Here is a 26,581-nt window from a genome sequence, read left to right on the forward strand (position 1 = left end):
CCAAAGGTAGCCTCTGCAGGCGTGAGAGTCGTGGTGGCGCACAACCGGTACCGGCAGGCCCAGCCTTCCGGTGAGAACCGCATCGTCGATGTCGAGATCGCCCAGCTGAGCGCCGCCGGGGTGGAGGTGCTGCCGTTCCTGCGCAACTCCGACGACATCACCGCCATGTCGGCGGGGGCGAAGGCGCTGCTGCCGATCTCGCCGATCTACGCCCCGGGGGCGCAGCGCGACCTGGAGCGGTTGATCATCGAGCAGCGGCCGGACGTGCTGCACCTGCACAACCCGTACCCGCTGCTCTCGCCGTGGGTGGTACGGACCGCGCACAAGCACGGCGTGCCGGTGGTGCAGACGGTGCACAACTACCGGCAGGTCTGTTCCTCCGGTCTCTACTTCCGTGACGGCGGCATCTGTCAGGACTGCCGGGGCAAGGTGCTCGGGGTGCCGGCGATCCGGCACGCCTGTTACCGCGACTCGCGGCTGCAGAGCGCCCTGATGGCGACCACCCTCGCCGTGCACCGGGGCACCTGGCGCTCGGTCGACCGCTACATCGCGCTCACCTCGGCCGTCGCCGACCACCTGCGCGACTACGGCATCCCCGGCGACCGGATCGTGGTCAAGCCGAACGCCATCCCCGACCCCGGCGCGCCCGAGCCGCTCGGCGACGGGTTCCTCTTCCTCGGCCGGCTCTCCCCGGAGAAGGGGCTCGGCCTGCTGCTGGACGCCTGGCAGCGGCACCCCGACGGCGCGCTGGGCCGGCTGCGCATCGGCGGCGACGGCGAGCTGCGCCCGCTGGTGGAGGAGGCGGCCGCGCAGCGCGGCGACGTGGAGTTCCTCGGGCCGCTGGACCCGGCCGGGGTACGCGCCGCCATCGACGCCAGCGCCGTGATCATCGCCGCCTCGACCTGGCACGACGTGCTCCCGACTGTGATCATCGAGGCGCTCGCGAGTGGTCGGCCGGTGCTCGGCACCGCACTCGGCGGCATCCCGTACCTGATCGGCGCCGACGACCCGGCCGGCGCCGCCGGCTGGGTGGTGCCGCCGGACCCGGCGGCGATGGCCGCCGCGCTCCCGGTCGCCCGGGCCGGCGCCGCCGCCCTCGCCGGGGCGGCCCGCGCCCGCTACGAACGCATCTTCCACCCCGACGTGGTCACCAGCCAGCTCCTCGACATCTACACATCCCTCACACCTCTCCGCTGACCTGCCCCGCCCCCGCCCCCGCCCCTTCCGCGCGTGATCATGGCGTTATGTCCACGACACGCCGAGGCGAGTGGTCATAACGCCATGATCAACGGCGGCGGGGTGGGGGTGGGGGGGTGGGGGGTCAGTGCAGGGAGGAGCGGGCGGAGAAGGCGATGCTGGCCAGCAGGAAGCCGCCGTTGACAACCGAGAAGGCGACCATCACCCAGACCGTCAGGGCGGGGGCGAAGAGCAGCACCAGCGCCGCCACGAAGATCACCGCGCCGTAGTCGCGGACCAGCTTCACCAGCCGCACCGGCAGCGACGTCGAGGTGACCATGCTCGCGGCGTTCGGGCCGGCCTGCATCACCGAGGTCACCAGGTTGACCATCCAGGTGCCGGCGAAGACCGCCACCAGCCAGACCGGGGTCTGCGGGCGCTGCGCCACGGCCACCGCCCCGATCGCCGTGACCAGCGCGATCTGCGCGGCCACGTCGCAGAGGATGTCCACCCGGGCGCCCGCCGCGCTGCCCTGCCCGGTCACCCGCGCCAGCTGACCGTCGGCACAGTCCAGCGAGTACGCCACCTGCCAGCCGACCAGCGCCACCAGCCCGATGACCCAGGCCGGTACGTCCCCGTCGGCAACCGGCCCGGCGAAGGCCACCACGATCACCGAGGTGGCGAGCCCGAGCACCAGGTTCGCCAGGGTCAGCGCCGTGGGGCGCAGCCGCAGCCGGGCGGCCCCGGCGGCGAAGACCGCCCCGAGCCACTGGCTGATCGACTCGCTGAAGAGCCCACCGCCCCGGTTGGTGCGGTAGAAGTCGGTGACCGTCGGGCGGCCGGATTCAGTCAAGGTCGCTGATCGCACCGGCGTAGTCTGCCAGCCGCTGCCGCGTCTGCGCGGGCGACATCGCCAGATGCTCCAGAATGGTGTACCGGTCCGGCCGGGTGGTCGGAGCGAACTGCACCGCCTCGACGAACTGCTCGTCGCTGAGCCCCACGTCGGAGGGGAGCCGGGGCAGGTCGTGCCGGGCCAGACAGGCCGACATCTGCCGCAGCCGGACGGTGTCCCCGCGCAGGAACGTGCAGAAGAGCGCGCCGAGGCCGGCGAGTTCCCCGTGCGAGGCGGTGCCCGGGAAGATCGCGTCGATGGCGTGCATGATCTCGTGGCAGCCGCCGCTGGAGGGGCGGCTGGTGCCGCAGACCGCCATCGCCAGGCCGCTGGAGATCAGCCCTTCGGCGAGGACCGTGACGAAGGCGTCGTCGCTCATGTCCCCGGGGTGGCAGATCAGCGCCTCGGCCGCCATCCGGGACAGCGAGGCGGCCAGCCCGTCGACCGGCTCGCCGCGGACCTCGCGGGCCAGCTCCCAGTCGGCGAGGGCACTGATGTTGCTCACCACGTCGCCGATGCCGCCCCGGTTGTACCGGTCCGGTCCGCTCTCCACGAAGTCCAGGTCGACGATGACCGCGATCGGGATGTGCACGCCGTACGAGCCCTTGATGCCGCCGGTGATGAGGCTGGCGACCGGGGAGGCGATGCCGTCGTTGGCGAGGCTGGTCGCCACCGACACCATCGGCAGGCCGCGGCGGGTTGCCGCGTACTTGGCGACGTCGATGGTCTTGCCGCCGCCGATGCCGACCACCGCGTCGTACGAGCGGGCCCGCAGCTTGCTCCCCAGGTCGTCGGCGGCCTCGAGGGTGCCGCCGGTGACGGTGAAGATGTCGGCCGAGCGCAGGGTCGGCCGGATCAGCTCGACGATCTTCTCGGCCTGCCCCGGGCCGACCACCACCGCCACGTCACCGCCGGCGGAGATCCGTCCGTCGGCGAGGATGGCGGCCAGGTCGGCCACCGCGCCCCGCCGCACGTCGATGGCGAGCGGGGTCATGATGGTGCGGGCTAGTAACGGCACGCGATCTCCCGCGCCCGGACCAGGTCGTCGTGGTTGTCGACCTCGACCCAGGGGAGGTCGCCGATCGCCGCCGCGCGTACCTCGCCGCCGGCCTCGGCGAACTCCTGGTAGCCGTCCTCGTAGTAGAGGTTCGGGTCGCGCCGCCAGGTCTTCTCGAGCGCGTCGGCCAGGTCCGCGGCGACGTGCGGCGCGATCAGGGTGGCGCCGATGTACTCGCCGTACGCCTGCGCCGGGTCCATCAGCTTGGTGATGCGGGTGAGCCGGCCGGCGTCGTCGAAGACGGTCTTCATCTCCTCCTCGGCGAGCTTCTTGACCGTGTCGACGGCGAGCAGGACGCCCGGGCCCTGCTCGGCCAGGAGGATCCGTTCCACGTCGACGGGGTGCACGGTGTCACCGTTGAGCAGCAGCACGCCGCGGTCGAAGTACTCGCGGGCCAGCCAGAGCGAGTAGGCGTTGTTCCACTCCTCGGCCTTGTCGTTGAAGACCAGGGTCAGCGTCACGCCGTGCCGCTGCTCCAGCTCGGCCTGGCGGACGCGGACCGCCTCGGCGGCGTACCCGACGACCACGACCACCTCGGTGAGACCCACCGCGGCCAGGTTGCGCAGCGCGATGTCCAGGATCGTCGTCTCACCGTCCACCGGCACCAGGGCCTTCGGCAGCGTGTCCGTGTACGGGCGCAGCCGGCGCCCCGCTCCGGCAGCGAGCACCATACCGATCATCGACGACATCCTCCTTGGTGGCACGGGGTTCCCGCTGGAGGATATCGAGACCGCCGCGCGCCGGGGCCGCCAGGCGGAACCTGCCGGGCCGGGGGGCTTGTCCGGACATCGATGCGTCTCGCACCATGTCGGTACCGATTCGTTCCAGGAAGGGGTGATGACCCGTGCAGGTACGCGATGCGATGTCCAGTGAGGTGCTGGTGGTCGGGCCGGAGCACACGCTGCGGCAGGCGGCCCAGATGATGTCCGAGCGCCGGATCGGCTCGGCGGTGGTCGTCGATCCCGACTCCCAGGGCATCGGGATCATGACCGAACGGGATGTGCTGTACGCCATCGGCGCCGGCCTGGACTGCGACACCGAACGCACCGCGGCGCACCTGACCTGGGACGTCGTCTACGCCGGCCCGGACTGGACGCTGACCGACGCGGCGGCGGCGATGGCCCGCGGTGGCTTCCGGCACCTGGTGGTGATCGAGGAGGGCGAGGTGCTCGGCGTCATCTCGGTGCGCGACATCATGCGGGTCTGGGCGCAGCAGCGGGTGCCGATCGGCCGGACCGCGTCCGAGCAGGGCACCGAGGCGCAGGTGTGACGCGTCCGCATGCTGAAAACACCCCGGATGGCCATGGATCCACCCGGCCCAGGGAATACTCTGCTGCCATGAGTGCCGAGCAGCTGATCTCGTTCGCCCGCGGGGCCCCGTCGCTGGACATCGTCGACATCGAAGGGCTCAAGGCGGCCGCCGTACGCGCCTTCGACGCCGACCCGGCGGGGGTGACCGCGTACGGCACCTCGGTCGGTTACCTGCCGCTGCGCCAGTGGATCGCCGACAAGCACGGGGTGACCCCGGAGCAGGTGCTGATCACCAACGGGTCGCTGCAGGCCGACGCATTCCTCTTCGACCACCTGGTGCAGCCCGGCGACGCCGTGGTGGTGGAGCGCCCGACCTACGACCGGACGCTGCTGAACCTGCGCAGCCAGGGTGCCGAGGTGCACGCGGTGACCGTGCAGTCCGACGGGGTGGACACCGCCGAGCTGCGCAAGCTGCTCGAGAGCGGGGTACGCCCCAAGCTCGCCCACATCATCCCGAACTACCAGAACCCGGCGGGCGTGACGCTGTCGGAGGCCAAGCGCCGCGAGCTGCTGGACCTGGCCGCCGAGTACGGCTTCACGATCTTCGAGGACGACCCGTACGCCGACATCCGCTTCCGCGGCTCGGCGCTGCCGTCGATGCTGTCGCTGGACACCGCCGGCGTGGTGGTGCACGCCTCCAGCTTCACCAAGACCGTCTGCCCGGGCGTCCGGGTCGGCTACCTGGTGGGGCCGCGGGATCTGATCGCCGACATCGCCAAGCGGGCGACGAACCTCTACATCTCGCCCGGCATGGTCGCGCAGGCGATCGTGCACCAGTTCTGCGTCAACGGCGACCTCGACCGGTCGATCGCCACGGTCTGCACGGCGCTCGGCGAGCGCGCCCGGGTACTGGCCGAGTCGCTGCGCCGGCACATCCCGCAGGCGAGCTTCGTCGAGCCCGACGGCGGCTACTTCCTCTGGGTGGACCTGCCGGAGTGGGTGTCGGTGGAGAAGCTGGCCCCGGCGGCGGCCGAGCGGGGCGTGGCCGTGGTCAAGGGCAGCGACTTCGTCACCGCCGGCGGCGAGCACTCGCTGCGCCTGGCCTTCTCGGCGGTGACGGTGGACCAGATCGACGAGGGCGTGCGGCGCATCGCCGACGCGATGGAGTCGATCCGCCCCTGAGCTTCGCCGGGCTTCCCGGCATGTTCGATGACGCACGACGCGGGTGGGGCCAAGTCGCCCCACCCGCGTCGTGCGATCCGGCCGATGCGCCCCGTGCGGCGTAACCTGCTCGCAGATCGATGGCGAGGGAGGTGGGGCATGGCCGGACAGACCGACCGTGGACGACTGGCGACCGGCGCGGGCCGTACCCGGCCGTGGACGGCGGTCCGCGCGATCAGCCGGATCCGCCAGCCCGAAGCCGATGGCCACGACATCGCCGGCCCGCCCAGCGCCGTCATCGACTGCGCCGTCTACCTGGAGGGCGTACGGCAGCCGGAGAGCACCGACTACGTCGAGGCGCTGGCGGCAGCGCGCGCGCACGAGCAGGGCTTCGTCTGGGTCGGGCTGCACGAGCCGGGGCTGGCCGAGATGACCCGCATCGCCGAGGCGTACGGGCTGCACGAGCTCGCCGTCGAGGACGCCGTCAAGGCCCGGCAGCGCCCCAAGCTCGAACACTTCGGCGACGTCAGCTTCCTGGCGCTGCGCACCGCCCGCTACGTCGAGCACGGCGAGCTCACCGAGAACTCCGAGGTGGTGCAGACCGGCCAGGTGATGCTCTTCATCGGGCCGCAGTTCGTGATCACCGTTCGGCACGGTGACGCCTGGCACCTCTCCCCGGTGCGCGCGGAGCTGGAGACCCGCCGGGAACTGCTGGCCCAGGGGCCGTGGGCGGTGGCGTACGCCGTCACCGACCGGGTGGTCGACCGCTACCTGGAGGTCGCCGACCAGATCGAGGACGACCTCGACAGCCTGGAGTCGGAGGTCTTCGGGCGCCAGGGCAGTGGCCGCATCCAGCGGATCTACCAGATGAAGCGGGAACTGGTGGAGTTCAAGCGGGCGGTGGCGCCGCTGCAACGGCCGCTGATGACGCTCACCGCGCAGATCAACCAGGATGTGCCGACCGAGGTGCAGCGCTACTTCCGCGACGTGCAGGACCACCTGACCCGCACCGTCGAGCAGGTCAACTCCTACGACGACCTGCTCAACTCGATCCTGCAGGCACGGCTGGCGCAGGTCAGCGTCGAACAGAACAACGACATGCGCAAGATCGCGGCCTGGGCGGCCATCGCCGCGGTCTGGACGGCGATCGCCGGGGTCTACGGGATGAACTTCGAGTTCATGCCGGAGCTGGCCTGGCCGTACAGCTATCCGATGGTGCTGCTGGTGATGCTCGCCAGCTCGCTGGGGCTCTACCGCTTGTTCCGCCGCAACGGCTGGCTCTGAAGCGGACGCGGCGGCGCGGCGACCTGGGCCGCCGCACCGCCGGTGTCGCGTCGCGGCCTCCCGGCCGCCGGGCCGCTCAAAGGCGGCCGTTGCGCAGCGCGCTCGCGCCGACGCCGCGGTCGGCCTCCTCGGCCGTCTCCAGGGTCACCGCGGGCTCGTTGGACGTCGCGACCACCACGGTCTCCACGTCGTCGTGGGGGCCGCTGGTCTCGGCCGGCTCGTACGCCTCCCACATGAGCTGCTGCTCACGCCGGCGGCGCAGCGCCAGGGCGCCGGCCACGCCGGCCACCGCGCCCGCGGCGAGCATGCCGGTGGTCAGCGCACGGCGACGGGCCTTCTGCTTCTTCTGCTTGCGTGCCATGGGCAGGTTCTTTCCCTTCACCTTCTCCAACGCCGTCCCGGTCCCCGCCGAGGCGGCGGCGGCCAGAGGTGCGACCGTGGCGAGGGTCGATGCCCATCCCGTGGCAGCGCTGCTGCGCACCTTCGAGGCGGCCGGAGCCACCTGGCGGCGAGCGGCGTCGAACTGCGGCCGGACCGAGGTCTCCAGACCCTTCGCCGCATGCGTCGCCGCGTGCCGTAGATGACCGAGGCCCTCATTCCATTCGACCTTGGCGAGCTGGCTGTGCGACTTGCGCCGCAGGCTTGCAAACACGGTTCCACCTCCTGGCTGCTGTTACCTTCGTCATCCTCCACCGTCGGACACCTCCGCATGGCCAGATCGGGCACATGGGAGGATCCGCATGGATACTGACCACCGATTAAGGAGTACCCGTGGCCGAGACCATTTACGCCACTCTGCACACCAACCATGGCCCGATCCGGCTTCAGCTCTTCCCGGATCACGCCCCGAAGACCGTGCGCAACTTCGTCGAACTCGCCGAAGGGACCAAGGAGTACACCGACCCGCGTACGGGTCAGCCGGGTAGCGGCCCCTACTACGACAACACCATTTCGCACCGGGTGATCGCCGGCTTCATGGTCCAGATGGGTGACCCGACCGGCACCGGCCGCGGCGGCCCGGGCTTCAAGTTCGGCGACGAGTTCCACCCCGAGCTGCGCTTCGACCGCCCGTACCTGCTGGCGATGGCGAACGCCGGGCCGGGCACCAACGGTTCGCAGTTCTTCATCACCGTGGAGCCGACTCCGCACCTGAACAACCGTCACACCATCTTCGGTCAGGTCGCCGACCAGGACTCGGTCAAGGTCGTCGACTCCATCGCCGCCACCCCGACCGGCCCGAACGACCGGCCGCGCGAGGACGTGGTGATCGAGCGCGTCACGATCGAGCGCCAGGAGTCCTGAGCGCGGCAAGGTACCTTTGCTCGCATGACTGAGCGCCCGGGCCGGCCCGTCCACCGCTGTGAGGTGGACGCGTGAGTGAGTCACCGCAGACCGTTCCGGTCTGCTACCGCCACCCCGGCCGGGAGACGTACGTCCGCTGCACCCGCTGTGACCGGCCGATCTGTCCGGACTGCATGCGCGACGCCGCCGTCGGGCACCAGTGCCCGGAGTGCGTCGCCGAAGGGCTGCGGACCCAGCGGCCGGCGCGCACCGCCTTCGGTGGCGGTGCCGCCGGCCGGGCCGGCTACGTCACCAAGACGCTCATCGGGCTGAACGTGCTGATGATGCTCCTCTCCATCGCCTCGGCCGGGGGTGGGGGCATCGCCGGTGGCGGCCTGGGCGGGTTGATGGGCGGCCAGACGCCGCTCACCCTCTGGGGTTCGGTGCTGCCGTACGCGATCTACGACGGCGCGCTGCACGGTGTGGCCGACGGCGAGTACTACCGCCTGGTCACCGCGATGTTCCTGCACTACGGCGTGCTGCATCTGCTGCTGAACATGTGGGCGCTCTGGGTGCTGGGCCGCTCGCTGGAGACGGCGCTCGGGCCGCTGCGGTTCGCCGCGCTCTACCTGGTCGCCGGGCTCGGCGGCAACGTGGCTGCGTACTGGCTCAGCGCGGAGAACACCACCAGCGCCGGTGCGTCGACGGCCATCTTCGGTCTCTTCGCTGCGCTCTTCGTCATCATGCGCCGGCTGGGACGGGACACCTCCGCGGTCATCCCCATCCTGGTGATCAACCTGATCTTCACCTTCACCGTGCCGAGCATCTCGATCGCCGGGCACCTCGGCGGCATGGTGACCGGTGGCGCGCTGGCCCTGGTCCTGGCGTACGCCCCGCGGACCCGGCGCACCCTGGTGCAGTCGGTCGGGATCGGGGCGATCGTCGTGCTGCTGCTCGCCCTGGTGGTGGCCCGTACGGTCGCGCTGCTCGTCGGCTGAGCGTCCCACCTGGTGCCACCCGTGGGCCGGTGTCGTCTCACCTGGTGCCCGCACCCCGGACCCACCCGGAAACGCGACGTAGGATCGCAGACAGGCAAGTTACCGGGGAGTAAAGATGCGGGACGCGGTCATCGTCGGGGCGGTACGCACGCCGGTCGGACGCCGGAAGGGCAGCCTCGCCGAGGTGCATCCGGTGGATCTCTCGGCGCACGCGCTGCGTGCCCTGGCCGAGCGGAGCGGGTTCGACCCCGCCCTGGTCGACGACGTCATCTGGGGTTGCGTGTCGCAGGTCGGCGAGCAGTCCTGGAACATCGCCCGTAACGCGGTCCTCGCCGCCGGCTGGCCCGAGTCGGTGCCCGGCACCACCCTGGACCGCCAGTGCGGCTCCAGCCAGCAGGCCCTGCACTTCGCCGCCGCCGCGGTCAGCGCCGGCCAGGCCGACCTGGTGATCGCCGGTGGCGTCGAGTCGATGACCCGGGTGCCGATGGGCTCCAGCGCCACCGGCGGCATTCCCTACGGCACGCTCGTGCGCGAGCGGTACCGCGGGGTGCGCGGCTTCGCCGAGGAGGAGCCGGTCCCGTTCAACCAGGGCGTCGGCGCCGAGCTGATCGCCGAGAAGTGGGGCCTGTCCCGTACGGCTCTCGACGAGTTCGCCCTCGCCAGTCACGCCAAGGCCGCCGCCGCCCAGGACGCCGGTCTCTTCGCCGCCGAGATCGCCCCGGTCCGGCTCGCCGACGGCAGCCTCTTCGCCGCCGACGAGGGCATCCGCCGCGAGACGAGCCTGGAGAAGCTCGCCGGGCTCAAGACCCCGTTCGCCGCCGACGGCGTGGTGACGGCCGGCTCCGCGTCGCAGATCTCCGACGGCGCCGCCGCGCTCGCGGTCAGCACCGCCGAGTGGGCGATCAGCCACGGCCTGCGGCCGCTGGCCCGGGTGCACACCGCGGTCGTCGCCGCCGACGATCCGGTCATGATGCTCACCGCGCCGATCCCCGCCACCGCCAAGGCGCTGCGCCGCGCCGGGCTGGGCATCGAGGACATCGGCGTCTACGAGGTCAACGAGGCGTTCGCGCCGGTGGTGCTCGCCTGGCTGCAGGAGACCGGGGCGGACCCGGAGCGGCTCAACCCGCGCGGCGGGGCGATCGCGCTCGGCCACCCGCTCGGCGGTTCCGGCGCCCGGATCATGACCACCATGCTGCAGCACATGCGGGACAACGACATCCGCTACGGCCTGCAGACCATGTGTGAGGGCGGCGGCATGGCCAACGCGACCATCGTGGAACTTCTGTAATTCACACCCACTGATGCCGCGTCACTGTCCGTAACCTGTCGTTGCACAGTGTATGGACGTGTTCTCCCGTACGTTCCTTCCCGCGGCCGTCGACGCCGGGGTGGCGGTACCCACGCTCTCCCGGCACATGCCTGTCTTCCGCCGCTGCGTCGGACCGGCGGACACCTCCCTGCTGGTTGCCCGCTGCGCGCTTCCGGCGCGCAGCGGCTCCGCCGACCACCTGCTGCTGCTGACCGCGCGCCGGCTGGTGGTCACCCATCAGACGCGGCTGACGCACCGGCTGCGCCTGCACCTGAACACCGAACTGCGGCAGCTCAGCGACATCACCTGGAACCCGGACCCGCGGCTGAGCACCATCGAACTCGCCGCCACCGCCGTCGACGGCGTACGGGAGCGGTTCCTGATCCGGACCCGTACGCCGGAGCAGGTGTGGCGGATGGACGGCCTCTTCGCCCGCGCCTTCCGCGCCGAGCCGGTGCTGGGCGCCGCGCGCGGCACCGCAAACCGCCGGTCCCGCACGGCGCACCCGGGTGGCGCGGCGGCGCGCCGTCCGGCCGCCGACCGCCCCGGCACCTACCGCCCGGCTCTCGGCTGACCGCCCGGCTCTCGGCTGATCGCCCGGCTCTCGGCTGGTCGCGCGCCGGGGTCAGCCGGGTGGGAGGGCGTAGCCGACGTGGTCGCGGTGCTCCAGCCGCCAGCCGGCCGGGGTCAGCCGTTCGCACTCACGCCGGGCGCCGGCGCAGACGATGGCGTCGACCGTGGCCGGGTCGGCGGCCGGGCGTTCCGGCAGCGTCGAACGGAGCGACACGATCTGCGGTGAGCCGCCGTCCGGGTCGCGCAGCAGCAGCCACCAGGGATACTCCCAGTCGTCGTTGAGCTGCACCAGGCCGATGCGGCGCGCACCGGAGTCGCGTACGGCGTCGGCGGCCCACCGGTACTCGTCGGCCCACTGCGGACGGCGGATGAAGCGGGTCTCCCAGTCGTCGTTGGTCAGCACCGACTCCGCGCCGACGAGCCGGCGCGGGTAGCCGTAGACGACCGAGAGCAGCCCCGCGACCGCGGCGACCGCCAGCACCGCGCTGATCACCACGGTGGCGACGGGCCGCCGTCCGCTTGCGGCCCGCCGGCGCAGCAGCGTGTCCAGCCAGAGCCCCACCAGCGGCACCGCGAGCACCAGGGCGTAGAGCAGCAGCCGGTTTCCCCAGGTCTGCCACTTGATCATCACGATGTGCAGGATTCCGGAGGCGAGCACCGCCAGGGCGTACCCGCGCAGTTCGTTGCGGCGGTCGTCGGTGATGAGCCGGGCGGGGCGGATCAGCGCCAGCGCGAGGGCGATCAGCGCCAGTGTGCCGGTGATCGGGAAGGCTGCCCGGTCCTCGTCCGGATACCAGGCCGGCACCGGGAAGGTCTCCTTGCCGAAGGTGATGGCCCGGTCCTGCGGGTCGACGCCGATCGCCTCGGCGAAGGCGACGATGCCGGCGGCGGTGGCGGCGGTCAGCGGCGGCACCGGCACGTCCAGCGCGGTGTGCGCGATCCGTACGCCGTTGACCAGGATGGACGCCGGGTCGTGGCGCTGCATCGGGATTGACTCCCGCAGCCGCGGCGGGCCGAGCGGGTGGTCGAATTCGACGGTCATCCGGGCCATGAACGGCCCGGTCACCACCGCGGCGGCGGCGAGCACCAGCACCGAGGCGCCGATCACCCTGGCGGCCTTGACCGCCCGGCGGTCACCGGCGAACGCCGTCCGCAGCTGGACCACGCCCCAGAAGAGCAGCATCGGCCCGACGCCGAGCAGGCCGCTGGTCTTGGTGAGCGCGGTGAGCCCGGTGGCGGCGCCGAGGCCGAGGACCATCGTCGCGTTCGCCGGGCGGCGCAGGCCGTCGAGGACCAGGGTCGCCACGACGCCGACCCAGGCGGCGACGACCAGGTCGGTCTGGGTGCTGGTGGCCTGCAGCACCACCATCGGGGTGCAGGCGAGCACGAACGCGCTGAGCAGCTGCGCGCGCCGGCCGCCGCCGAGCTGGGCGGTGATCCGGCTGACCAGCAGTACCGCGCCGAGCCCGGCACCCCACTGGATCAGGTGGTGGAGCCCGTCGCCGCCGGTGAGCAGCCGCAGGTGCAGCAGCAGGTACTCCGCGCCCGGCGGGATCGTCACCTGCCGGTGGATGGCGGTGGGCCAGAGCTCCAGGCTGCCCTGGGCGACCCAGTGTTCGACCTTCGGCAGGTGGTAGGTCTGCGAGTCGAAGTTGTTCGGTTCGGCCAGCAGGGCCACCAGCAGCTCCAGCAGGAGCAGCCCGCCAACCGTGCCGGCCAGCAGCCGCTCCGCCAGGCCCGCCTCGCGCCACCAGTGCCGCGGTCGCAGCCGCGGTCGCCAGGGGGCGCGGCGGTGGCGCAGCGCGGCGGCGGCGAGCGCCGCGACGACGAAGACCAGCCAGGCCGTCGCGACGGGAACCAGGCTGAGCCGGCCGATCGCGCCGAGTCCCTCGACGGTGAGTACCGCGAAAACCGCCGTTATCAGCGCCGCCCGCACCACCGCGAGCCGCCCGGGCGCCACCACTTCCGGTCCTGCCGGCCGTACGGCATATGTCAGCCCGCAGAAGGCGATGGCGAGACAGAGAAGGAGAAGCAGACCGGCTACCGGCATGGCGGGAAGTTACACCATGAGGGACAGCGGGGCGCGCGCGCCATTCTGGCCGTTCACACGACCCGTGCCGTTCTGCTGCAAGCTAGGCTATGCCCGACTTAACGTAGCCACCGTGGAGATTTCCGTGAAGCTCTCGATCCTCATGCCGGTCTACAACGAGGAAGAACGCGTGGCGGATGCCCTGAAGCAGGCACTCGCGGTGGACTATCCGTGTGAAATCGAGCTTGTCGTGGTCGATGACGGCAGCCGGGACAACACCGGCTCGATCCTCGCCGCCGCCGACGATCCGCGCATCCGGGTGATCACGCATCCACGCAACGCCGGCAAGGGCGCCGCCATCAAGACGGCCGTCGACAGCGCGCACGGTGAGTACATGGTCATCCTCGACGCCGACCTGGAGTACGACCCGCAGGACATCCCGAAGCTGCTCACCCCGGTGCTCGACGGGCACGCCACGGTCGTCTACGGCAACCGGACCTTCGGCAGTCACAGCGCGTACAGCTTCTGGTACGTGATGGGGAACAAGGCCGTGACAACGGCGGCGAACGTGCTCTTCAACTCCTACATCGGTGACCTGGAGACCTGCTTCAAGCTGCTGCCGGTGGAGCTCTACCGCTCGCTCGACGTGCACTCGCGCGGTTTCGGCATGGAGGCCGAGGTGACCGGCAAGCTGCTGCGTCGCAAGATCCGCCCCTTCGAGGTGCCGATCAGCTACCGGGCCCGCGGCCGCGAGGAGGGCAAGAAGATCACCTGGAAGGACGGCGTCGAGGCGATCTTCATCCTCGGCCGCGAGCGGGTCCGCCGCAGCCCCAAGGTCGCCGCCTCCTGACATCGGGCGTCCGCCTGACTGCCCGCTCCGGCTGAGTGGCTGGTCGGACCGGCTGGTCCGGCGGCCCCGAGCCCGCCGGACCAGAGCCGTTCAGCGCCCGAGGAACCCGGTGATCGAGGCGCGCAGCCCGGCCGCGTCCAGCCCGTGCCCGCGGGCGTGGTCGGCCGCCGTGCCGTAGCGCCGCAGATCCGTCCGGCCCACGCCCAGCGCCAGCAGCCGGTGCGGCCGGTCGGCGAGCGCCTCGCCGACGACCCGGCTGGAGGTCCCCGCCAGGTACGGCTCCACCAGGATCACCTCGCTGTCGGCCAGCGCCCGGAGCCCGGCGGTGTCGAAGGGGCGCGGCCGGTTGGTGTAGGCGACGTTGACGTCCAGGTCGGCGACGGCGGCCAGCACGTCGTCGAGGACCGGCCCGACCGCGATCACCAGCGGCCGGGGTGTGTGGTCGCCGCGCAGCAGTCGCAGGTCGCCGGCGTCGCGCTGCGGCCAGGCGTTGCTGATGGTGGAGAGCCGCAGATAGACCCGGTTGTCGGCGCGTACCGCAGCCCGCAGGGCCGGGGTGACCTCGTGGGCGTGGCCGGGGACGTGGATGGTCCAGTTCTCCAGGGTGTCGATGAGCGCCACGTCCTGCGGGGACATGTGGGTGCGCCCGGATTCCGGCCGGTCGTAGGAGGCGCCGACGCTGACCAGGACCGCGCCGACGTCCTGATGGTCGAGGTCGAGCTTGATCTGCTCGTACGCCCGGTCCACCAGGAACGGCGCGTAGCTGTGCACGATGGGCCGCATCCCGGTCAGGGCGAGCCCGCCCGCGACGCCGATCATCAACTGCTCCCGGATCCCGACGTTGATCACCCGGTCGGGGTGCTGCGCGGCGGCCGGGTCGAAGGCGGAGGCGGAGATGTCGGCGAGGACCACGGCGCTGCGCGGCTCCTCGGCGAGCAGGTCGGTGGCGGTGCTGATGAACGTGTCCCGCATGGTCATTCCTTGGGTTCGACGACCGCGACGACGACGTGCGGCCGGTGGATGTCGGTACGGCGCAGCGCCGTCTCCAGCGCCTCGTGATCGCGGCCGTCGACGGTGTCGGCGCTCCAGCCGTGCACGGTGAAGCGGCTCGCGATCCCGCCGGGCCAGCCGTGGGTGGCGGACTGGTTGTCGATGACGACGGCGGTGACGCTGCCGAGCCGGGTCGCCCCGGCGTAGGCGATCGCCTCGTGGTTGGAGCCTTCGTCGAGTTCGGCGTCGCCGAGCAGGACGTACACCCGGGGGTTGAGCAGGCCCTGGGCGCGCAGGCCCAGGGCGGTGCCGACGCCGAGCCCGAGCCCGTGGCCCAGCGAGCCGGAACCGATCTCCACGCCGGGTACGAGTCGCCGGTCGGGGTGGTCACCGAGGCGGCTGCCGGCGGCGCCGATGGTGTCGAGCCAGTGCGCGGGGAAGAAGCCGCGCTCGGCGAGCACCCGGTAGTACGCCGAGGGGGCGTGCCCCTTCGAGAGGAGGAACCGGTCCCGCTCCGGATCGTCGGGATGTTCGGGGTCGACGCGCAGAATGCGCTGGTAGAGGACCTGGAGTACGTCGAGCGTGGAAGGGCGCGGCAGCACTGCGGCCGGTGCCGGGCCAGCGGCGGTCATCGTCATGCCGCTAGCCTGCAACTTAAAGTTGACTTCACCTCAAGCAGATGATCGAGGACTGGGATGCAGGAGTCGATGACGATCGGGGAGCTCGCCGCGCGCAGCGGCGTGGCAGCCTCGGCGCTGCGCTACTACGAGCGGCTCGGCCTGATCCGGGCCGGCCGCACCAGCGGCAACCAGCGCCGCTACGAACGCGCCGAACTGCGCCGGGTGGCGTTCATTCGCGTCGCCCAGCAGGTCGGCGTCTCCCTGGAGGAGATCCGCGCCGCCCTCGACGGACTCCCCGATTCCCGTACGCCGAGCGCCAAGGACTGGGAGCGGCTCTCGGCGGCCTGGCGCAGCCGGCTCGACGAGCGGATCCGCCTGCTGACGAAGCTCCGCGACGACCTGGACGGCTGCATCGGCTGTGGCTGCCTGTCGCTGCAGCGCTGCAAGCTCTACAACCCGGGTGACGTGCTCGGCGCGCAGGGTCCGGGGGCACGGCTGATGCTCCCGCCCGCGCCGCCGGCCTGATTGTCGTCACGGCTTCCGGCGGCCCGGCCGGCCGACTGTGCCGACGGCCGCCGACCGCACCGTCGGCTCGCCGGCACAGTCGGCTCCGTCAGGTGGTGACGAGGAGGACCTTGCCGAGGTGGGCGTTGGAGTCCACCAGCCGGTGCGCGTCGGCGGCCTCGGTCATGGGGAGCCGCCGGTCGATCACCGTGCGGATCTTTCCGGCGGCGATCAGCGGCCAGACCTCGTCGCGGACCCCGGCCACGATGGCGGCCTTCTGCGCGGCCGGACGCGACCGCAGCGCGGTGGCGGAGACCGAGCCACGCTTGGCGAGGAGCTTGGAGATGTCCAACTCGGCCTTGCGCCCACCCTGCATGCCGATGATCACCAGTCGGCCGCCGTCGGCGAGCGCGTCCACGTTCTGCGCGAGGTACCTGCCGCCGATGATGTCGAGGATGACGTCCGCGCCGCGCCCGCCGGTCTGCTCGCGTACGGCGGCGACGAAGTCCTCGCTGGTGTAGTCGACGACGCCGACCGCCCCCAGCTCCCGCAGCCGCTCGTGCTTGGCGGCCCGGGCGGTGGTCAGCACCTGCGCGCCGATCGCCGTGCCGTACTGGATGGCGAGGGTGCCGATGCCGCTGCCGCCGCCGTGCACCAGCAGCGTCTGCCCCGCGTCGAGCCGGGCCAGCTGCCGTACGTTCGACCAGACGGTGCAGGCCACCTCCGGGAGCCCGGCCGCGTCGACCAGGTCGACGCCGGCCGGCACCGGCAGGAGCTGCCCGGCGGGGACGGCGACCTTCTCGGCGTACCCGCCACCGGTGAGCAGCGCGCAGACCTCGTCGCCGACCTGCCAGCCTGTCACGTCCGGCCCGAGGGCGCTGATCACGCCCGAGCACTCCAGCCCCGGGTACGGCGACGCGCCCTTCGGCGGCGGGTAGTAACCCTGCCGCTGCAGCAGGTCGGCGCGGTTCACCGCGCTCGCCGCCACGTCGATCAGCACCTCGCCGGGGCCGGGCTCCGGGTCGGGAACCTCCGCCCAGGTGAGTACGTCGGGTCCGCCGGCTTCAGTGATCGTGATCGCGCGCATGGCAACAGTCATACCCCACCCGCCCCGTGTCGTGCCCGGCAGCCGTGATCCCGTCCAAGGCCGGTTGCGGTGCCAGTGCGCTGCGGTTCCTGCGGCGGAGCGCGGTCGGGTGCGGTGCCCGACGGCCGCGATCCGGGTCCAATGGCCGGATTCCGCCCACCGGTACGGCCCCCGCGTCACTCTGCGTGCCGTGGCACACTAGGCACGGTCGCGAAGCCGGTGGTTTCGCGCCCCGGGAGGGCTCGCCTAGTGGCCGATGGCGCTGGTCTTGAAAACCGGTAAGAGGAGCGATCCTCTTCGTGGGTTCGAATCCCACGCCCTCCGCCGTACGTTTCCCTCCACCCTCAACCCTTGTGGTGGCCCGAGGCGTTTCCCTCCTCGAGGGGGTGGGCATGACGGATTCCTTCCACGATTTCGTGGTGCACCGTTCACCGGCGCTGTCACGGAGGGCCTTTCTGCTCACCGGCGATCACCAGCTCGCCGAGGACCTGCTGCAGAGCGCGCTGGCGAAGACGTACCGGCACTGGCTGCGCATCCGCGACGGTGACCCGGAGGCGTACGTCCGGCGGGTCATGTACCACCAGCAGGTCTCCTGGTGGCGGCGGCGCCGGGTCGCCGAGCGGCTGGAGTCCGAGCCCACCGACCAGCCCGGCGGCGACCACTCAGACGCGACCGCCCTGCGGCTGACCATGTCGGCTGCGTTGCGTCGGCTCAGCCCGCGTCAGCGTGCCGTGATCGTGCTGCGCTTCTACGAGGACCTCACCGAGGCGGAAGCCGCCGAGGTGCTGGGCTGCTCGGTCGGCACGGTCAAACGGCACGGACACGACGCGATCCGCCGGCTGCGTGCCGTCGCCCCCGACCTGGTCGACCGTACGGAGCAGAGGAGCCTGCGATGACCGCCCGACTGCGCGAGTCGCTCCACACCGCGGCTGCCGACGTTCCCGCGTACCCGGTCTACAAGCGGGCGCTCGCCACCGCCCGCCGCTCCCGCCGCCGTACGGCGCTCGGGGCGGCCGCCGGGCTGGCGCTGGTCGTGACGGCCGGGCTGTTCCTGCCCCCGGCCGGGACCGATTTTGTTGGCCCGGCTTCCATCGAGGCCGAAGCCGCGCTGCCTGACCGGGTCGGCCTGCCGCCCTTCGGCAGCCTGCGCGCCGGCGACTGGCCCCGCCTCGGCCCCGCCTCGGTGATCTTCACCGGGCAGGCGCCGCGCCTGACGTACGGCGACGAGGGGAGCGTCATCGCTGTCGTCGGTGCCGACGACCGCTACCGGATCATCAAGGGCGGCATCGAAGACCAGGCCGGCGAGGACACTCTCCTCTCCCCGGACGGCCGGCAGATCGCCTTCGGCCCGGGCGCGTTCTGGGATGCCGACGTGAAGGTCATCGATTTGGTCACCGGTGCCAGCCGTACGGTGACCGGCGGGGTCCCGGACACGGTTATGGCCGAGCCCGCGGGCTGGTCACCGGATGGGCAGGCACTGGTCGTCCGCGACACCGTCCGCGTCGACCCGCAGGGCAGCAACTATCTGCAGGTGCTGACCCTGGTCCGGCTCGACGACAACCGCCGGATCACGCTCTTGGACGGCGACGAGGAGCGCAGCATCCCGGTCGCGTTCGCCCCGGACGGCGCGCGGGTGGCGATCCAGACCGGACGGACGGTCACGGTCACCGACCTGGACGGGCGGCAGGTCGCGTCGTTCGCCCTCGAACCGGAGACGGAACTGGCGGGGAAGGGCGCCTGGAGCCCCGATGGCCGGACGCTGACCGTGACCCGCCGGGACGGCGACCGCTGGAGCCTGCGCCAGGTCGACCCCGGCACCGGCCGGGACCTCGGCGCGCTGGATCTGCCCGCCGTCACCGGTGTGACGGCGATCCGCCTGCTCGGGTGGGCGACCGACGGCTCGGCCCGGGTCGTTGCCTACCGGCCCGCGCCCGGCGCGCGTGCGTTCGACGTGCCGCTCGCCATGGACGAGCGGCTGGCGTACGGCAACGTCGGCACCGTCGAGGTGCTGGCCCTGCACAGTGGGACGGAGCAGCCCGCCACGCTGCTCACGGCCCCGCGCGACGTTGTCGCGATCGACGTCGCCGACTCCGTGGTCCGCAGCGGCCAGACGCGTACGGCGGACCCGCCCCTCGGCGTCGGCCCGCGGTTCTGGTTCTGGACGGTCCTCGGGACCCTCCTGGTGGGCGGTGTCGCCGCCTACCGCAACCGCAGTGCCCTGGCACTCTGGCGCTTCCAACGCCGCGCCAGGCGCGGCAGAGCCTGAGGCTCGCATCGACGAGGGCGAAAAACCGGCCGGTGTGCGGGTACAAAGAGGAGCCCGGCCGGAACACTGCCGGGGAAGGACCCCATGAACCTGGACCGCACCCGAGGAGGATCCGTGAGATCGCGTACGAGGACCGCGCTCACCGCCCTGCTTCCGCTCCTCGCCGTTGCGGCCTGCACCGGTCCTGCAGCCGAGGAGCCAGGCGGGTCGTCGCCGGCGCCGACCTCGAGCCCGTCCCCGTCCCCGACCCCGTCGCAGGATCCGGGAGCGCCTCAGGAGCAGCACCTGCCCGAGGAGCCGCAGCCCACCATCACGAGCGGCGAACCGATCATGCCGACCGACTGAGCTCCTGCTCCTCGAAGAGCTCCCCCACCCGGGCGAGGAAATCACGCAGGTTCGGCTCGGTGACGAGTGCGTCCGCCTCGGGCAGGGTCAGCCAGCGCAGTTCGGCGCCCGGCTTCTCGGGACGGGCCAGTTCCGGGGTGCCGGTGGCGAGCAGGAACCGCAGGTCGGCGTGCTCGTGGGCCGGTTCGGTGCGGCCGGCCGGCACCGGCAGGACCACCACCTGACGCAGGGTCGCGTCCGGCCAGCAGATCAGGTCGTCGAGGCCGGTCTCCTCGGCGCCCTCCCGGAGCACCACCTGCACCGGGTCCTGCTCGCCGGGGTCGCCGTGCCCGCCGATCTGCAACCAGGCGCGCATGCGGGCATGCCAGCGCAGCAGCACCCGCCGCGTCGGTGGATGCACCACCAGCGCCGACGCGGTGACGTGCAGTGGCAGCTCCCGCGACCACGGGTCGCCACCCGAGACCAGGTCCCGGATTCGCCGTACGTCGGCAGTCTCCGCCGCGGTCCGTGGCTGGCATCCGTCAAGCGCCGTCGCGAGCGGCGTCCGTGCGGGGTGATGCATCAACTGCTCCCTGTGGGACCGGGGGATCTCGAAGGCCCACCACCCTATCGATCGACCGCCGTCACGGCTGTTGCTTCACGGCCGCCGGGCGCAGCCCGCGCCCGCGGCCCGTCTTCGGGGCGAAGATCGGCCCGCGTACGGGTAGAAAGAGGAGAGCGAACCCACCACTGCCGGGAAGGAACCCGATGAACCTGGACCGCCCGATCCCGCCGGACCCGTACGAGCTGCTCCCCGCCGTCGGATCGTTCACGCTGACCAGTTCGGACATCGCCGACGGTGAGCCGATGGACGCCGCGTTCGCCCACCCGGGTGTGGGTGGCGAGAACCGGTCGCCGCAGCTGTCCTGGTCCGGCTTCCCCGCCGAGACCCGCGGTTTCGTGGTCACCTGCTTCGACCCGGACGCCCCCACGGCCAGCGGTTTCTGGCACTGGGCGCTGGTGAACGTACCGGTGGAGGTGACCGAGCTGGCGTCCGGCGCGGGCAGCGCCGCCGACGCCGGGGTGAGCGGCGCGTTCAGCGTCCGCAACGACTACGGCGACGCCGGGTACGGCGGCGCGGCCCCGCCGGCCGGTGACCGTCCGCACCGGTACCTCTTCGCGGTGCACGCCCTCGACACCGACAAGCTCGACCTGACCCCGGACACTCCGCCCGCGCAGGTCGGCTTCAACCTGACCTTCCACACCCTGGCCCGAGCCGTCCTGCGCCCGACCTACCAGGTCAAGTAGGCCCCGGCCGGGGTCGGCACGGCTCCCCGCGCCCGGCCGGGCCGACGCGAACCGCGCCCGGCCGGGCCCCGCCCCCGGCAATTCATGATCGTTAGTTGATTTCCGGTGCCCTGACCCGCTGAGAACACCGGAAATCAACTAACGATCTCTGTCTCTCGACCCGATGGACGGTGCGTCCGCCAAACCGGCTCCACCCGTCCTCCACAGAGCGCAAACCCTGCCCAGCCCCGTCGATCATGAGGTTATGTGCGACCGGCGCGGCGTGTCGTGGTCATAACGCCATGATCAGCGCACGCCTGACGGTGATCGGGTTGGGCGGAGGTGTCTGGGAGGCGGTGCTGGCGTCGGAGGGGGGAGGTGGGGTGGCGGGTCAGGCGGGGACGCGGGCCACGGCGAAGACGGACTGGCCGAAGGGCGGGCGGACGGCCTGCTCGGCGGCCTTGGTGACCGGGAGGACCAGGGAGTCGTACACCTTGACCATGGGGCCTTCCTTCGGCATCAGCCGGAAGACCTTGGTGGCCATGAAGTAGCCGATCAGGCCGAGCGCGTTGGCGTAGTGCAGCTTCTCGACGGTCAGCCCGGCCTCGGTCAGCGCCGCGCGCATCGTCTTCTTGGTGTAGCGGCGCACATGGCCGGTGGCGATGTCGGCCGGTCCCATCGCGAACATGAAGGCCGGCACGATCAGCACGATCGCGCCGCCGGGGCGGACCAGGTCGCGCATGCTGCGCAGCGCGCCCACGTGGTCCTCGATGTGCTCCAGCACGTTGTACGACACGACCGCGCTGTAGTCGCCGTTCTCGGAGTGCGGCAGCAGCATCTGCCGTACGTCGATGTTGGGGTGGTCGGCGAGGCGCTCCTTGAGCCCGACCAGGCGGTCCGGGTCGGCCTCGGTGGCGGTGAAGCGCTCCAGGTGCGGCGCCCACTCCAGCGCGTAGTCGCCGAGGCCGCTGCCGATCTCGATCGGGTTGTCGCCGAGGTACGGCAGGGCGAGTTCGACGAACCAGCGGCGGTGATTGACCGCGGTGGCGAGTCCCTCGAGGACCTCCGACTGGATACGCTGGTCCCCAGTGATTTCTGCCATGCGGCCGATTCCCTCGCGATCTCGAGTCGCCTGCACCTGGTCGGGACAGAGTGAACCATCTACCCCGGCGGTACCAAAATCGGGGCAGCAAAGACCCCAGATTAGCGGCATCCCCCCGGGGCACCGCCAGCCGGTGACCACCAGGTGAACCCGAGATGCCCCAAAACGGGCCCCGCCCCCGTACGGCTTTACTACGCTCGCAGCGAGATGGCTTCGACGAGCGCACCCTTCGCGGACGGTTCCGGACCGGAGCGCGGCGGCGCAGCGACGGCCGTGCAGAGTGGACAGGGCAGGCTCGCCGACCTCGCCGCGCTGCTCAGCTTCGCGGCGCTGGCCTTCTGGGTGACCGCGCGGCTCTGGCTGCACCCCGGCCACCAGGTCCGGGCCAACCGCACCGACCAGGCGCTCTTCGAGTGGATGCTCGCCCACGGCGCCCGGGTGCTCACCGACTTCGACTACCCGTTCTTCTCCGACCGGATGAACGTGCCCGACGGCGTCAACCTCGTCGCCAACACCTCAGTGCTGGCGGTGTCGCTGCCGTTGACGCCGATCACCCTGGCCTTCGGGCCGCGCGCGGCCTTCGTGGTGTTCCTGACGCTGGCGCTGCTGGCCACCGCGCTCGCCTGGTACCTGGTGCTCTCCCGCTATCTGGTCGGCTCCCGCGGCGCGGCCTGGATCGGGGCGCTCTTCTGCGCCTTCGCCCCGAACATGATCTCGCACGCGAACGGGCACCCGAACATCGTCAGCCAGTTCCTGGTGCCGCTGATCGTCTGGCGCACGCTGGAGCTGCGCCGCCACGGCCGCTGGCTGCGCAACGGCGTCTTCCTGGGGCTGCTCATCGTCGCCCAGGGCTTCATCAACCTGGAGATCCTGCTGATGACCGCCGTCGGGCTCGGCGTGGTCGTCGCCGTGCTCGCCGTCGGCCGCCGGACCGTACGCGCCGACGCCCGGCCCTTCCTCGCCGGCCTGGGCGTCGCCGCCGCGGTGTCGGTGCTGCTGCTCGGCTACCCCATCTACGTCCAGCTCTTCGGTCCCGGCGCCTACCAGGGACTCTCCACGCTGATCCGCGGCTACCGCACCGACCTGGCGGCCTTCTTCGCGTACGCCCAGGAGTCGGTCGCCGGCGACCCGGCGGTCAGCACCCGGCTGACGCCGAACGACACCGAGGAGAACGCCTTCTTCGGCTGGCCGCTGGTGATCCTGGTGGCGACGCTGGTCTGGTGGCTGCGCCGGGACCTGCGGGTGATCGCGCTCGCCGTCACCGGCGCGCTCTTCGCGCTCCTCTCCCTGGGACGCAGCATCCAGTTCAACGGGGAGGAGACCGGCATCTGGGCGCCCTGGGCGCTGCTGGAGGACCTGCCGCTGCTGCACTCGGTGGTCCCCACCCGCTGGACGCTGGCCGTCACCCCGGTCATCGGGGTGCTGCTGGCGATCGCCTGCGCCCGCAGCGCCGAGCTGGCCCGGCGGTATCCGGCGGCGCGCAACGGCATCCGCTTCGCCACGGTCACCGTGCTGGCGATGGCGTTGCTGCCGATCGCGCCCACTCCGCTGCCGACGTCGCCGATCCCGGCCACGCCGGAGTTCGTCAGCTCCGGGGCCTGGCGGACGTACGCCGACGGCGACCGGAGCGTGGTGACCCTGCCGCTGGCGGACGCCACCTACGCCGAACCGCTGCGCTGGTCGGCGCAGACCGGTCTGGACCTGCGGCTGGCGCGCGGCTACTTCCTCGCCCCGGACACCCGCGCCGACGCGCCCGAACCGGGGGTTGGCGTCTTCTCCGGGCCGCCCCGGCCGACCAGCACCCACTTCTCGGCGATCTGGCGCAACCGTGAACAGCCGCCGCTGGACCGGACGCAGCTTGTCGCCGATCTGCGTTACTGGCAGGCGGGGGCGGTGGTGCTCGCCCCGCACCGCCGGGCGGAGCAGATGCGGGAACGGATGACGACCCTGCTCGGCGCCGAACCGGTCTGGACCGGTGGCCTCTGGGTCTGGGACGTCCGCGATCTGACCGGCTGACCCCCGCACCACGCCCGGCCCGTCCGTCACCGCGCCCGGCCCGTCCGCACCGTGCCCGGCCCGTCCGTTACCGCGCCTGGCCCGTCCGTCAGCGCCGTGTCCGGGAAGGCCGGCGCGGTCGCCGGGGCGAGGGTCAGGCGGTGCGGATGCAGCAGCCGGGGCAGACCTTCGGCTGCGGCAGGCGCGCCGCGAGGCAGCAGGTGCGGCGCTGCACCGCGGGCAGCCCGTGGGCGTCGGTGGAGATCTCGATCAGGTCGCTCATGCCGAGCGTTTCCAGCAGCGTGTCGATGGTCCGCAGCGACGAGCCGGGGAGCGCGTCGGCGGCCTGCAGGATCGCGTACGCCACGCCGGAGGCGATCGAGCCGTGCAGTACCCGGGTGCCGAGCCGTACCTCGGTCTGCAGGGCGGTGATCATCGGCGTGAAGTGCCGGTCGAGCAGTGACTCGCGGAGCACGGCGAGCAGCGCGGCCTCGTCGGCGACGACGTGGATGCGCGGGTCGCCGGCCAGCGCCAGCGGGTCGGTGGGGAGCACCGCGATGCGGGTCTGCGGACGCAGGCCCAGCGCCACCGCCGGCCGGTGGTCGGCGAAGTCGACGAGGACATCGGCGGGGTCGAGCAGTGGGACGCGGCGGGCGCCGGCCCAGCCGAGCACGGCCGGCAACGCCAGCCAGTAGCTGTACGCCTTCCAGGCGACGCCGGCGCAGACGTGCTTGCTGCCCTGCCAGCGGGTGACGGCGGCGGCGACGAAGTCGGCGATGCCGCCGTCGTGGATCAGGTTGCCGGCGGGCCGCCAGCCGGACTCGTCGGTGACCACCAGACCGGGAGCCAGCCCGGGGAGGCGGTCGGTGCCGAACATGCCCCGCAGGGTCGTGGTGACCGGGGCGAGAGCGGCGGCGGGGTCGACGGCGGCGCGGCCGGGGGCGAGGGTGATCACGTCAGGCTGCCGTTTCGCTGCGGCGTCCTAGCGGTCACCTGGACCATCTCCTCGGGTTGTTGCCGTTCGTCGTGCGCTGCCTGTGCCCTGTCGTCGTGCTGCCGGGCGCCGTGCTCCGGCGACCCGCGAAGCTAAGGCTAACCTAACTTGCCGTGCGTCAACAAGGGCTCGGGCCGATCCGTTCCCAGCCGGTGCCCGCCAGGGACCGCGTCGCTCGCCCCAGCCGGGACAGGCACCCGCCAATGTCGCCGGATACCCGGACACCACCTGGGAAAACCGGCATGGGCGCCGAGGCGTCGCCCGACGAAAAAAGACCGGGCCGCGTGCCCAGTGGGTGGGGCACGCGACCCGCTCTCGGGGGGAGAAAAGCCTCAGTAGTCGCCGAAGCTGTCGTACCGGATCTGCTCCGGCGGCACCCCGTCGGCGGCGAGCGCGCCGAGCGTGGCCCGGACCATCGGCCCGGACCCGGCAACGAAACAGTCGTGCTCGGTCCACGGGCCGAACCGGGTGAAGACCTCCGAGACCTGCCCCTGCTCGCCGGTGAAGTCCGGGTCCTTGGAACAGACGGGGACCACCGAGAGCCACGGGTAGTCGGAAAGCAGCTGCTGGAACTCCGCCAGGCCGTAGAGGTCATCCCACCGCCGCGCGCCGTAGAAGACATGCACCCAGCGGGTCCGGTTGTAGCGGGCCACCTCCTGCACCAGTGCCTTGATCGGCGCGATGCCGACCCCGCCGGCCACGCAGAGGATGTCCCGCGACGAATCCCGGTTCAACGTCATCGCGCCGGTCGGCGCCGCGAGCCGCAGCAGATGCCCCGGTTTCGTACGCCGTACCAGCGCCGCCGACACCCAGCTCTCGCGTGGCACCCGTACGTGGAACTCCAGGACGTTGTCGTCGGTCGGGGCGTTGGCGATCGCGTACGTCCGCCACACCCGCGGCAGGAAACGCGGCACCTCGACGCTGACGTGCTGCCCGGCCCGGTAGTCGAGCCGATCCAGCAGCGGGCGGCAGGTGATGACGGCGAGGTCGCGGCCGCGCCGCTCGTGGGTGAGCACCTCGGCGTTCCAGAAGGCCGGCTCGGTCGCCTCGGCGGCCCCGGCCCGCATCCGGTCCGCGATCGCCGCGTACGCCCCGGCCCAGGCCTGCTGGTACTCGTCGTTCCAGTGCTTGCCGGCCACCGACGCGAGCGCGTCGAGCAGCGCCTCGCCAACGGCGTCGAAGTGCTCGTCGCGGAGGTGGAACCTGCGGTGGTCGCGGCCGAGGGCGCGCAGGGTCGTGTCGAAGCGTTCGGGGTCGCCGACGATCTGGATGGTGGTGACCAGGGCCTCCAGCAGCCGGTCGTGCTGGGGAGCCATCTGCGCCGGGAAGAGGTTGCGCAGTCCCGGCTGGTCGAGGAAGAGCCGGGAGTAGAAGTGGCTCACCAGCCGGTCGCGGGAGTCCTCGACCAGGACCCAACTCTCCTTCAGTAGCCGTTCCAGGTTGTCCATATCGACGCCCTCTCGGATACGCACGGGAGCTGACCTGCCAAAGCATGACCACTCTTCGTGTCAGGTGGTCGCACAGAGTGTGCGACCGGCGCGAACGCGGCCG

At 72.0% G+C, this 26,581-nt stretch carries 26 protein-coding genes and 1 tRNA gene; 15 read left to right on the forward strand and 12 right to left on the reverse strand.

Going from position 1 to position 26,581, the window contains the following annotated elements:
• The first annotated feature begins 21 nt into the window (after nt 1-21).
• A complete protein-coding gene (locus ACK8GG_RS16895; RefSeq protein ID WP_440354647.1) occupies nt 22-1,197 on the forward strand; it encodes a glycosyltransferase in 1,176 nt (391 codons plus the stop codon).
• Between the two features lie 124 nt (nt 1,198-1,321).
• On the opposite strand, the gene ACK8GG_RS16900 is transcribed toward ACK8GG_RS16895, so the two are convergent.
• From ACK8GG_RS16900 to ACK8GG_RS16910, 3 genes are read right to left on the reverse strand one after another with little or no spacing between them, the layout of a single operon-like run.
• The gene (locus ACK8GG_RS16900) at nt 1,322-2,044 is read right to left on the reverse strand and encodes a CDP-alcohol phosphatidyltransferase family protein (protein WP_440354648.1); all 723 of its coding nucleotides are present in this window, start codon (nt 2,042-2,044) and stop codon (nt 1,322-1,324) included.
• Complete coding sequence (locus ACK8GG_RS16905) at nt 2,022-3,086, reverse strand: iron-containing alcohol dehydrogenase family protein (RefSeq protein ID WP_440351202.1); 1,065 nt, start codon at nt 3,084-3,086, stop codon at nt 2,022-2,024. The genes ACK8GG_RS16900 and ACK8GG_RS16905 overlap by 23 nt, the downstream gene beginning before the upstream one ends.
• Nucleotides 3,074-3,805, reverse strand: a complete 732-nt coding sequence (locus tag ACK8GG_RS16910; protein WP_440354649.1) for a phosphocholine cytidylyltransferase family protein — start codon at nt 3,803-3,805, stop codon at nt 3,074-3,076. The genes ACK8GG_RS16905 and ACK8GG_RS16910 overlap by 13 nt, the downstream gene beginning before the upstream one ends.
• 164 nt (nt 3,806-3,969) lie before the next feature.
• Here ACK8GG_RS16910 and ACK8GG_RS16915 point away from each other — a divergent pair, with 164 nt between their 5' ends.
• The 3 genes from ACK8GG_RS16915 (at nt 3,970) to corA (ending at nt 6,821) form a co-directional block, all read left to right on the forward strand.
• On the forward strand, nt 3,970-4,395 hold the full coding sequence (locus ACK8GG_RS16915; RefSeq protein WP_440354650.1) for a CBS domain-containing protein: 426 nt from the start codon (nt 3,970-3,972) through the stop codon (nt 4,393-4,395).
• Nucleotides 4,396-4,463: 68 nt separating this feature from the next.
• The gene (locus ACK8GG_RS16920; protein ID WP_440351199.1) at nt 4,464-5,558 is read left to right on the forward strand and encodes an aminotransferase-like domain-containing protein; all 1,095 of its coding nucleotides are present in this window, start codon (nt 4,464-4,466) and stop codon (nt 5,556-5,558) included.
• Between the two features lie 138 nt (nt 5,559-5,696).
• Nucleotides 5,697-6,821, forward strand: a complete 1,125-nt coding sequence (corA, locus tag ACK8GG_RS16925; protein ID WP_440354651.1) for a magnesium/cobalt transporter CorA — start codon at nt 5,697-5,699, stop codon at nt 6,819-6,821.
• Between the two features lie 76 nt (nt 6,822-6,897).
• Here the strand turns inward: corA and ACK8GG_RS16930 are convergent, their stop codons facing one another.
• A complete protein-coding gene (locus ACK8GG_RS16930; RefSeq protein ID WP_440351197.1) occupies nt 6,898-7,473 on the reverse strand; it encodes a hypothetical protein in 576 nt (191 codons plus the stop codon).
• A 119-nt stretch (nt 7,474-7,592) separates the two neighbouring features.
• On the opposite strand from ACK8GG_RS16930, the gene ACK8GG_RS16935 reads away from it, so the two are divergent.
• From ACK8GG_RS16935 to ACK8GG_RS16950, 4 genes are all read left to right on the forward strand, one after another.
• Nucleotides 7,593-8,123 carry a peptidylprolyl isomerase gene (locus ACK8GG_RS16935; protein ID WP_440351196.1) on the forward strand — a complete coding sequence of 177 codons (531 nt, stop codon included), beginning with the start codon at nt 7,593-7,595 and terminating at the stop codon, nt 8,121-8,123.
• A 71-nt stretch (nt 8,124-8,194) separates the two neighbouring features.
• Nucleotides 8,195-9,100, forward strand: coding sequence for a rhomboid family intramembrane serine protease (locus ACK8GG_RS16940; protein ID WP_440351195.1), 906 nt, complete (start codon nt 8,195-8,197; stop codon nt 9,098-9,100).
• Between the two features lie 115 nt (nt 9,101-9,215).
• On the forward strand, nt 9,216-10,388 hold the full coding sequence (locus ACK8GG_RS16945) for a thiolase family protein (protein ID WP_440351194.1): 1,173 nt from the start codon (nt 9,216-9,218) through the stop codon (nt 10,386-10,388).
• A 52-nt stretch (nt 10,389-10,440) separates the two neighbouring features.
• Nucleotides 10,441-10,983, forward strand: coding sequence for a hypothetical protein (locus ACK8GG_RS16950; RefSeq protein ID WP_440354652.1), 543 nt, complete (start codon nt 10,441-10,443; stop codon nt 10,981-10,983).
• Between the two features lie 51 nt (nt 10,984-11,034).
• Here the strand turns inward: ACK8GG_RS16950 and ACK8GG_RS16955 are convergent, their stop codons facing one another.
• Nucleotides 11,035-13,032 (reverse strand): glycosyltransferase family protein, encoded by a 1,998-nt coding sequence (locus ACK8GG_RS16955; RefSeq protein WP_440356761.1) that lies wholly within the window; start codon nt 13,030-13,032, stop codon nt 11,035-11,037.
• A gap of 124 nt (nt 13,033-13,156) precedes the next feature.
• On the opposite strand from ACK8GG_RS16955, the gene ACK8GG_RS16960 reads away from it, so the two are divergent.
• The gene (locus tag ACK8GG_RS16960) at nt 13,157-13,861 is read left to right on the forward strand and encodes a glycosyltransferase family 2 protein (RefSeq protein ID WP_440351482.1); all 705 of its coding nucleotides are present in this window, start codon (nt 13,157-13,159) and stop codon (nt 13,859-13,861) included.
• 90 nt (nt 13,862-13,951) lie between these two features.
• On the opposite strand, the gene ACK8GG_RS16965 is transcribed toward ACK8GG_RS16960, so the two are convergent.
• Together ACK8GG_RS16965 and ACK8GG_RS16970 are read right to left on the reverse strand one after the other, a co-directional pair.
• Nucleotides 13,952-14,833 carry a transketolase family protein gene (locus ACK8GG_RS16965; protein WP_440356762.1) on the reverse strand — a complete coding sequence of 294 codons (882 nt, stop codon included), beginning with the start codon at nt 14,831-14,833 and terminating at the stop codon, nt 13,952-13,954.
• Between the two features lie 2 nt (nt 14,834-14,835).
• On the reverse strand, nt 14,836-15,489 hold the full coding sequence (locus ACK8GG_RS16970; protein ID WP_440354655.1) for a thiamine pyrophosphate-binding protein: 654 nt from the start codon (nt 15,487-15,489) through the stop codon (nt 14,836-14,838).
• 57 nt (nt 15,490-15,546) lie between these two features.
• Between ACK8GG_RS16970 and soxR the strand changes: the two genes are divergently transcribed.
• The gene (gene soxR, locus ACK8GG_RS16975; RefSeq protein WP_440356763.1) at nt 15,547-15,996 is read left to right on the forward strand and encodes a redox-sensitive transcriptional activator SoxR; all 450 of its coding nucleotides are present in this window, start codon (nt 15,547-15,549) and stop codon (nt 15,994-15,996) included.
• Nucleotides 15,997-16,084: 88 nt separating this feature from the next.
• Here the strand turns inward: soxR and ACK8GG_RS16980 are convergent, their stop codons facing one another.
• Nucleotides 16,085-17,062 carry an NAD(P)H-quinone oxidoreductase gene (locus ACK8GG_RS16980; protein ID WP_440356764.1) on the reverse strand — a complete coding sequence of 326 codons (978 nt, stop codon included), beginning with the start codon at nt 17,060-17,062 and terminating at the stop codon, nt 16,085-16,087.
• Between the two features lie 235 nt (nt 17,063-17,297).
• Between ACK8GG_RS16980 and ACK8GG_RS16985 the strand changes: the two genes are divergently transcribed.
• From ACK8GG_RS16985 to ACK8GG_RS16995, 3 genes are all read left to right on the forward strand, one after another.
• Nucleotides 17,298-17,386, forward strand: a tRNA-Ser gene (locus ACK8GG_RS16985).
• A 68-nt stretch (nt 17,387-17,454) separates the two neighbouring features.
• Nucleotides 17,455-17,958 carry a SigE family RNA polymerase sigma factor gene (locus tag ACK8GG_RS16990; RefSeq protein ID WP_440356765.1) on the forward strand — a complete coding sequence of 168 codons (504 nt, stop codon included), beginning with the start codon at nt 17,455-17,457 and terminating at the stop codon, nt 17,956-17,958.
• Nucleotides 17,955-19,328: a WD40 repeat domain-containing protein gene (locus tag ACK8GG_RS16995; RefSeq protein WP_440356766.1), complete on the forward strand. Its 1,374-nt coding sequence runs from the start codon at nt 17,955-17,957 to the stop codon at nt 19,326-19,328. Before ACK8GG_RS16990 ends, ACK8GG_RS16995 begins: the two co-directional genes overlap by 4 nt.
• 328 nt (nt 19,329-19,656) lie before the next feature.
• On the opposite strand, the gene ACK8GG_RS17000 is transcribed toward ACK8GG_RS16995, so the two are convergent.
• Nucleotides 19,657-20,235, reverse strand: coding sequence for an NUDIX hydrolase (locus ACK8GG_RS17000; protein ID WP_440351185.1), 579 nt, complete (start codon nt 20,233-20,235; stop codon nt 19,657-19,659).
• A gap of 185 nt (nt 20,236-20,420) precedes the next feature.
• Between ACK8GG_RS17000 and ACK8GG_RS17005 the strand changes: the two genes are divergently transcribed.
• Nucleotides 20,421-20,960, forward strand: coding sequence for a YbhB/YbcL family Raf kinase inhibitor-like protein (locus ACK8GG_RS17005; RefSeq protein ID WP_440351184.1), 540 nt, complete (start codon nt 20,421-20,423; stop codon nt 20,958-20,960).
• A gap of 370 nt (nt 20,961-21,330) precedes the next feature.
• Here ACK8GG_RS17005 and ACK8GG_RS17010 read toward each other — a convergent pair whose 3' ends face one another.
• Entirely contained in the window at nt 21,331-22,041 is a 711-nt protein-coding gene (locus ACK8GG_RS17010; protein WP_440351183.1) for a class I SAM-dependent methyltransferase, read from the reverse strand.
• A 207-nt stretch (nt 22,042-22,248) separates the two neighbouring features.
• Between ACK8GG_RS17010 and ACK8GG_RS17015 the strand changes: the two genes are divergently transcribed.
• On the forward strand, nt 22,249-24,057 hold the full coding sequence (locus ACK8GG_RS17015) for a DUF6311 domain-containing protein (protein WP_440356767.1): 1,809 nt from the start codon (nt 22,249-22,251) through the stop codon (nt 24,055-24,057).
• Nucleotides 24,058-24,190: 133 nt separating this feature from the next.
• On the opposite strand, the gene ACK8GG_RS17020 is transcribed toward ACK8GG_RS17015, so the two are convergent.
• Nucleotides 24,191-24,991 carry an IucA/IucC family C-terminal-domain containing protein gene (locus ACK8GG_RS17020; protein WP_440356768.1) on the reverse strand — a complete coding sequence of 267 codons (801 nt, stop codon included), beginning with the start codon at nt 24,989-24,991 and terminating at the stop codon, nt 24,191-24,193.
• A 371-nt stretch (nt 24,992-25,362) separates the two neighbouring features.
• Complete coding sequence (locus ACK8GG_RS17025; RefSeq protein ID WP_440356810.1) at nt 25,363-26,478, reverse strand: globin domain-containing protein; 1,116 nt, start codon at nt 26,476-26,478, stop codon at nt 25,363-25,365.
• Nucleotides 26,479-26,581: the final 103 nt, after the last annotated feature.

The sequence above is a fragment of the Melissospora conviva genome (assembly GCF_049523535.1).
In the GTDB taxonomy this organism is placed as follows: domain Bacteria; phylum Actinomycetota; class Actinomycetes; order Mycobacteriales; family Micromonosporaceae; genus Melissospora; species Melissospora conviva.

Coding starts and splice junctions, on each gene's coding strand:
- ACK8GG_RS17015 (WP_440356767.1), top strand. CDS start 22,249: ATGGCTTCGACGAGCGCACCCTTCGCGGACGGTTCCGGACCGGAGCGC.
- ACK8GG_RS16910 (WP_440354649.1), bottom strand. CDS start 3,805: ATGATCGGTATGGTGCTCGCTGCCGGAGCGGGGCGCCGGCTGCGCCCG.
- ACK8GG_RS16970 (WP_440354655.1), bottom strand. CDS start 15,489: ATGACGATGACCGCCGCTGGCCCGGCACCGGCCGCAGTGCTGCCGCGC.
- ACK8GG_RS16945 (WP_440351194.1), top strand. CDS start 9,216: ATGCGGGACGCGGTCATCGTCGGGGCGGTACGCACGCCGGTCGGACGC.
- corA (WP_440354651.1), top strand. CDS start 5,697: ATGGCCGGACAGACCGACCGTGGACGACTGGCGACCGGCGCGGGCCGT.
- ACK8GG_RS16965 (WP_440356762.1), bottom strand. CDS start 14,833: ATGCGGGACACGTTCATCAGCACCGCCACCGACCTGCTCGCCGAGGAG.
- ACK8GG_RS16950 (WP_440354652.1), top strand. CDS start 10,441: ATGGACGTGTTCTCCCGTACGTTCCTTCCCGCGGCCGTCGACGCCGGG.
- ACK8GG_RS16990 (WP_440356765.1), top strand. CDS start 17,455: ATGACGGATTCCTTCCACGATTTCGTGGTGCACCGTTCACCGGCGCTG.
- ACK8GG_RS16955 (WP_440356761.1), bottom strand. CDS start 13,032: ATGCCGGTAGCCGGTCTGCTTCTCCTTCTCTGTCTCGCCATCGCCTTC.
- ACK8GG_RS17025 (WP_440356810.1), bottom strand. CDS start 26,478: ATGGACAACCTGGAACGGCTACTGAAGGAGAGTTGGGTCCTGGTCGAG.
- ACK8GG_RS17005 (WP_440351184.1), top strand. CDS start 20,421: ATGAACCTGGACCGCCCGATCCCGCCGGACCCGTACGAGCTGCTCCCC.
- ACK8GG_RS17000 (WP_440351185.1), bottom strand. CDS start 20,235: ATGCATCACCCCGCACGGACGCCGCTCGCGACGGCGCTTGACGGATGC.
- ACK8GG_RS17010 (WP_440351183.1), bottom strand. CDS start 22,041: ATGGCAGAAATCACTGGGGACCAGCGTATCCAGTCGGAGGTCCTCGAG.
- ACK8GG_RS16920 (WP_440351199.1), top strand. CDS start 4,464: ATGAGTGCCGAGCAGCTGATCTCGTTCGCCCGCGGGGCCCCGTCGCTG.
- soxR (WP_440356763.1), top strand. CDS start 15,547: ATGCAGGAGTCGATGACGATCGGGGAGCTCGCCGCGCGCAGCGGCGTG.
- ACK8GG_RS16980 (WP_440356764.1), bottom strand. CDS start 17,062: ATGCGCGCGATCACGATCACTGAAGCCGGCGGACCCGACGTACTCACC.
- ACK8GG_RS16995 (WP_440356766.1), top strand. CDS start 17,955: ATGACCGCCCGACTGCGCGAGTCGCTCCACACCGCGGCTGCCGACGTT.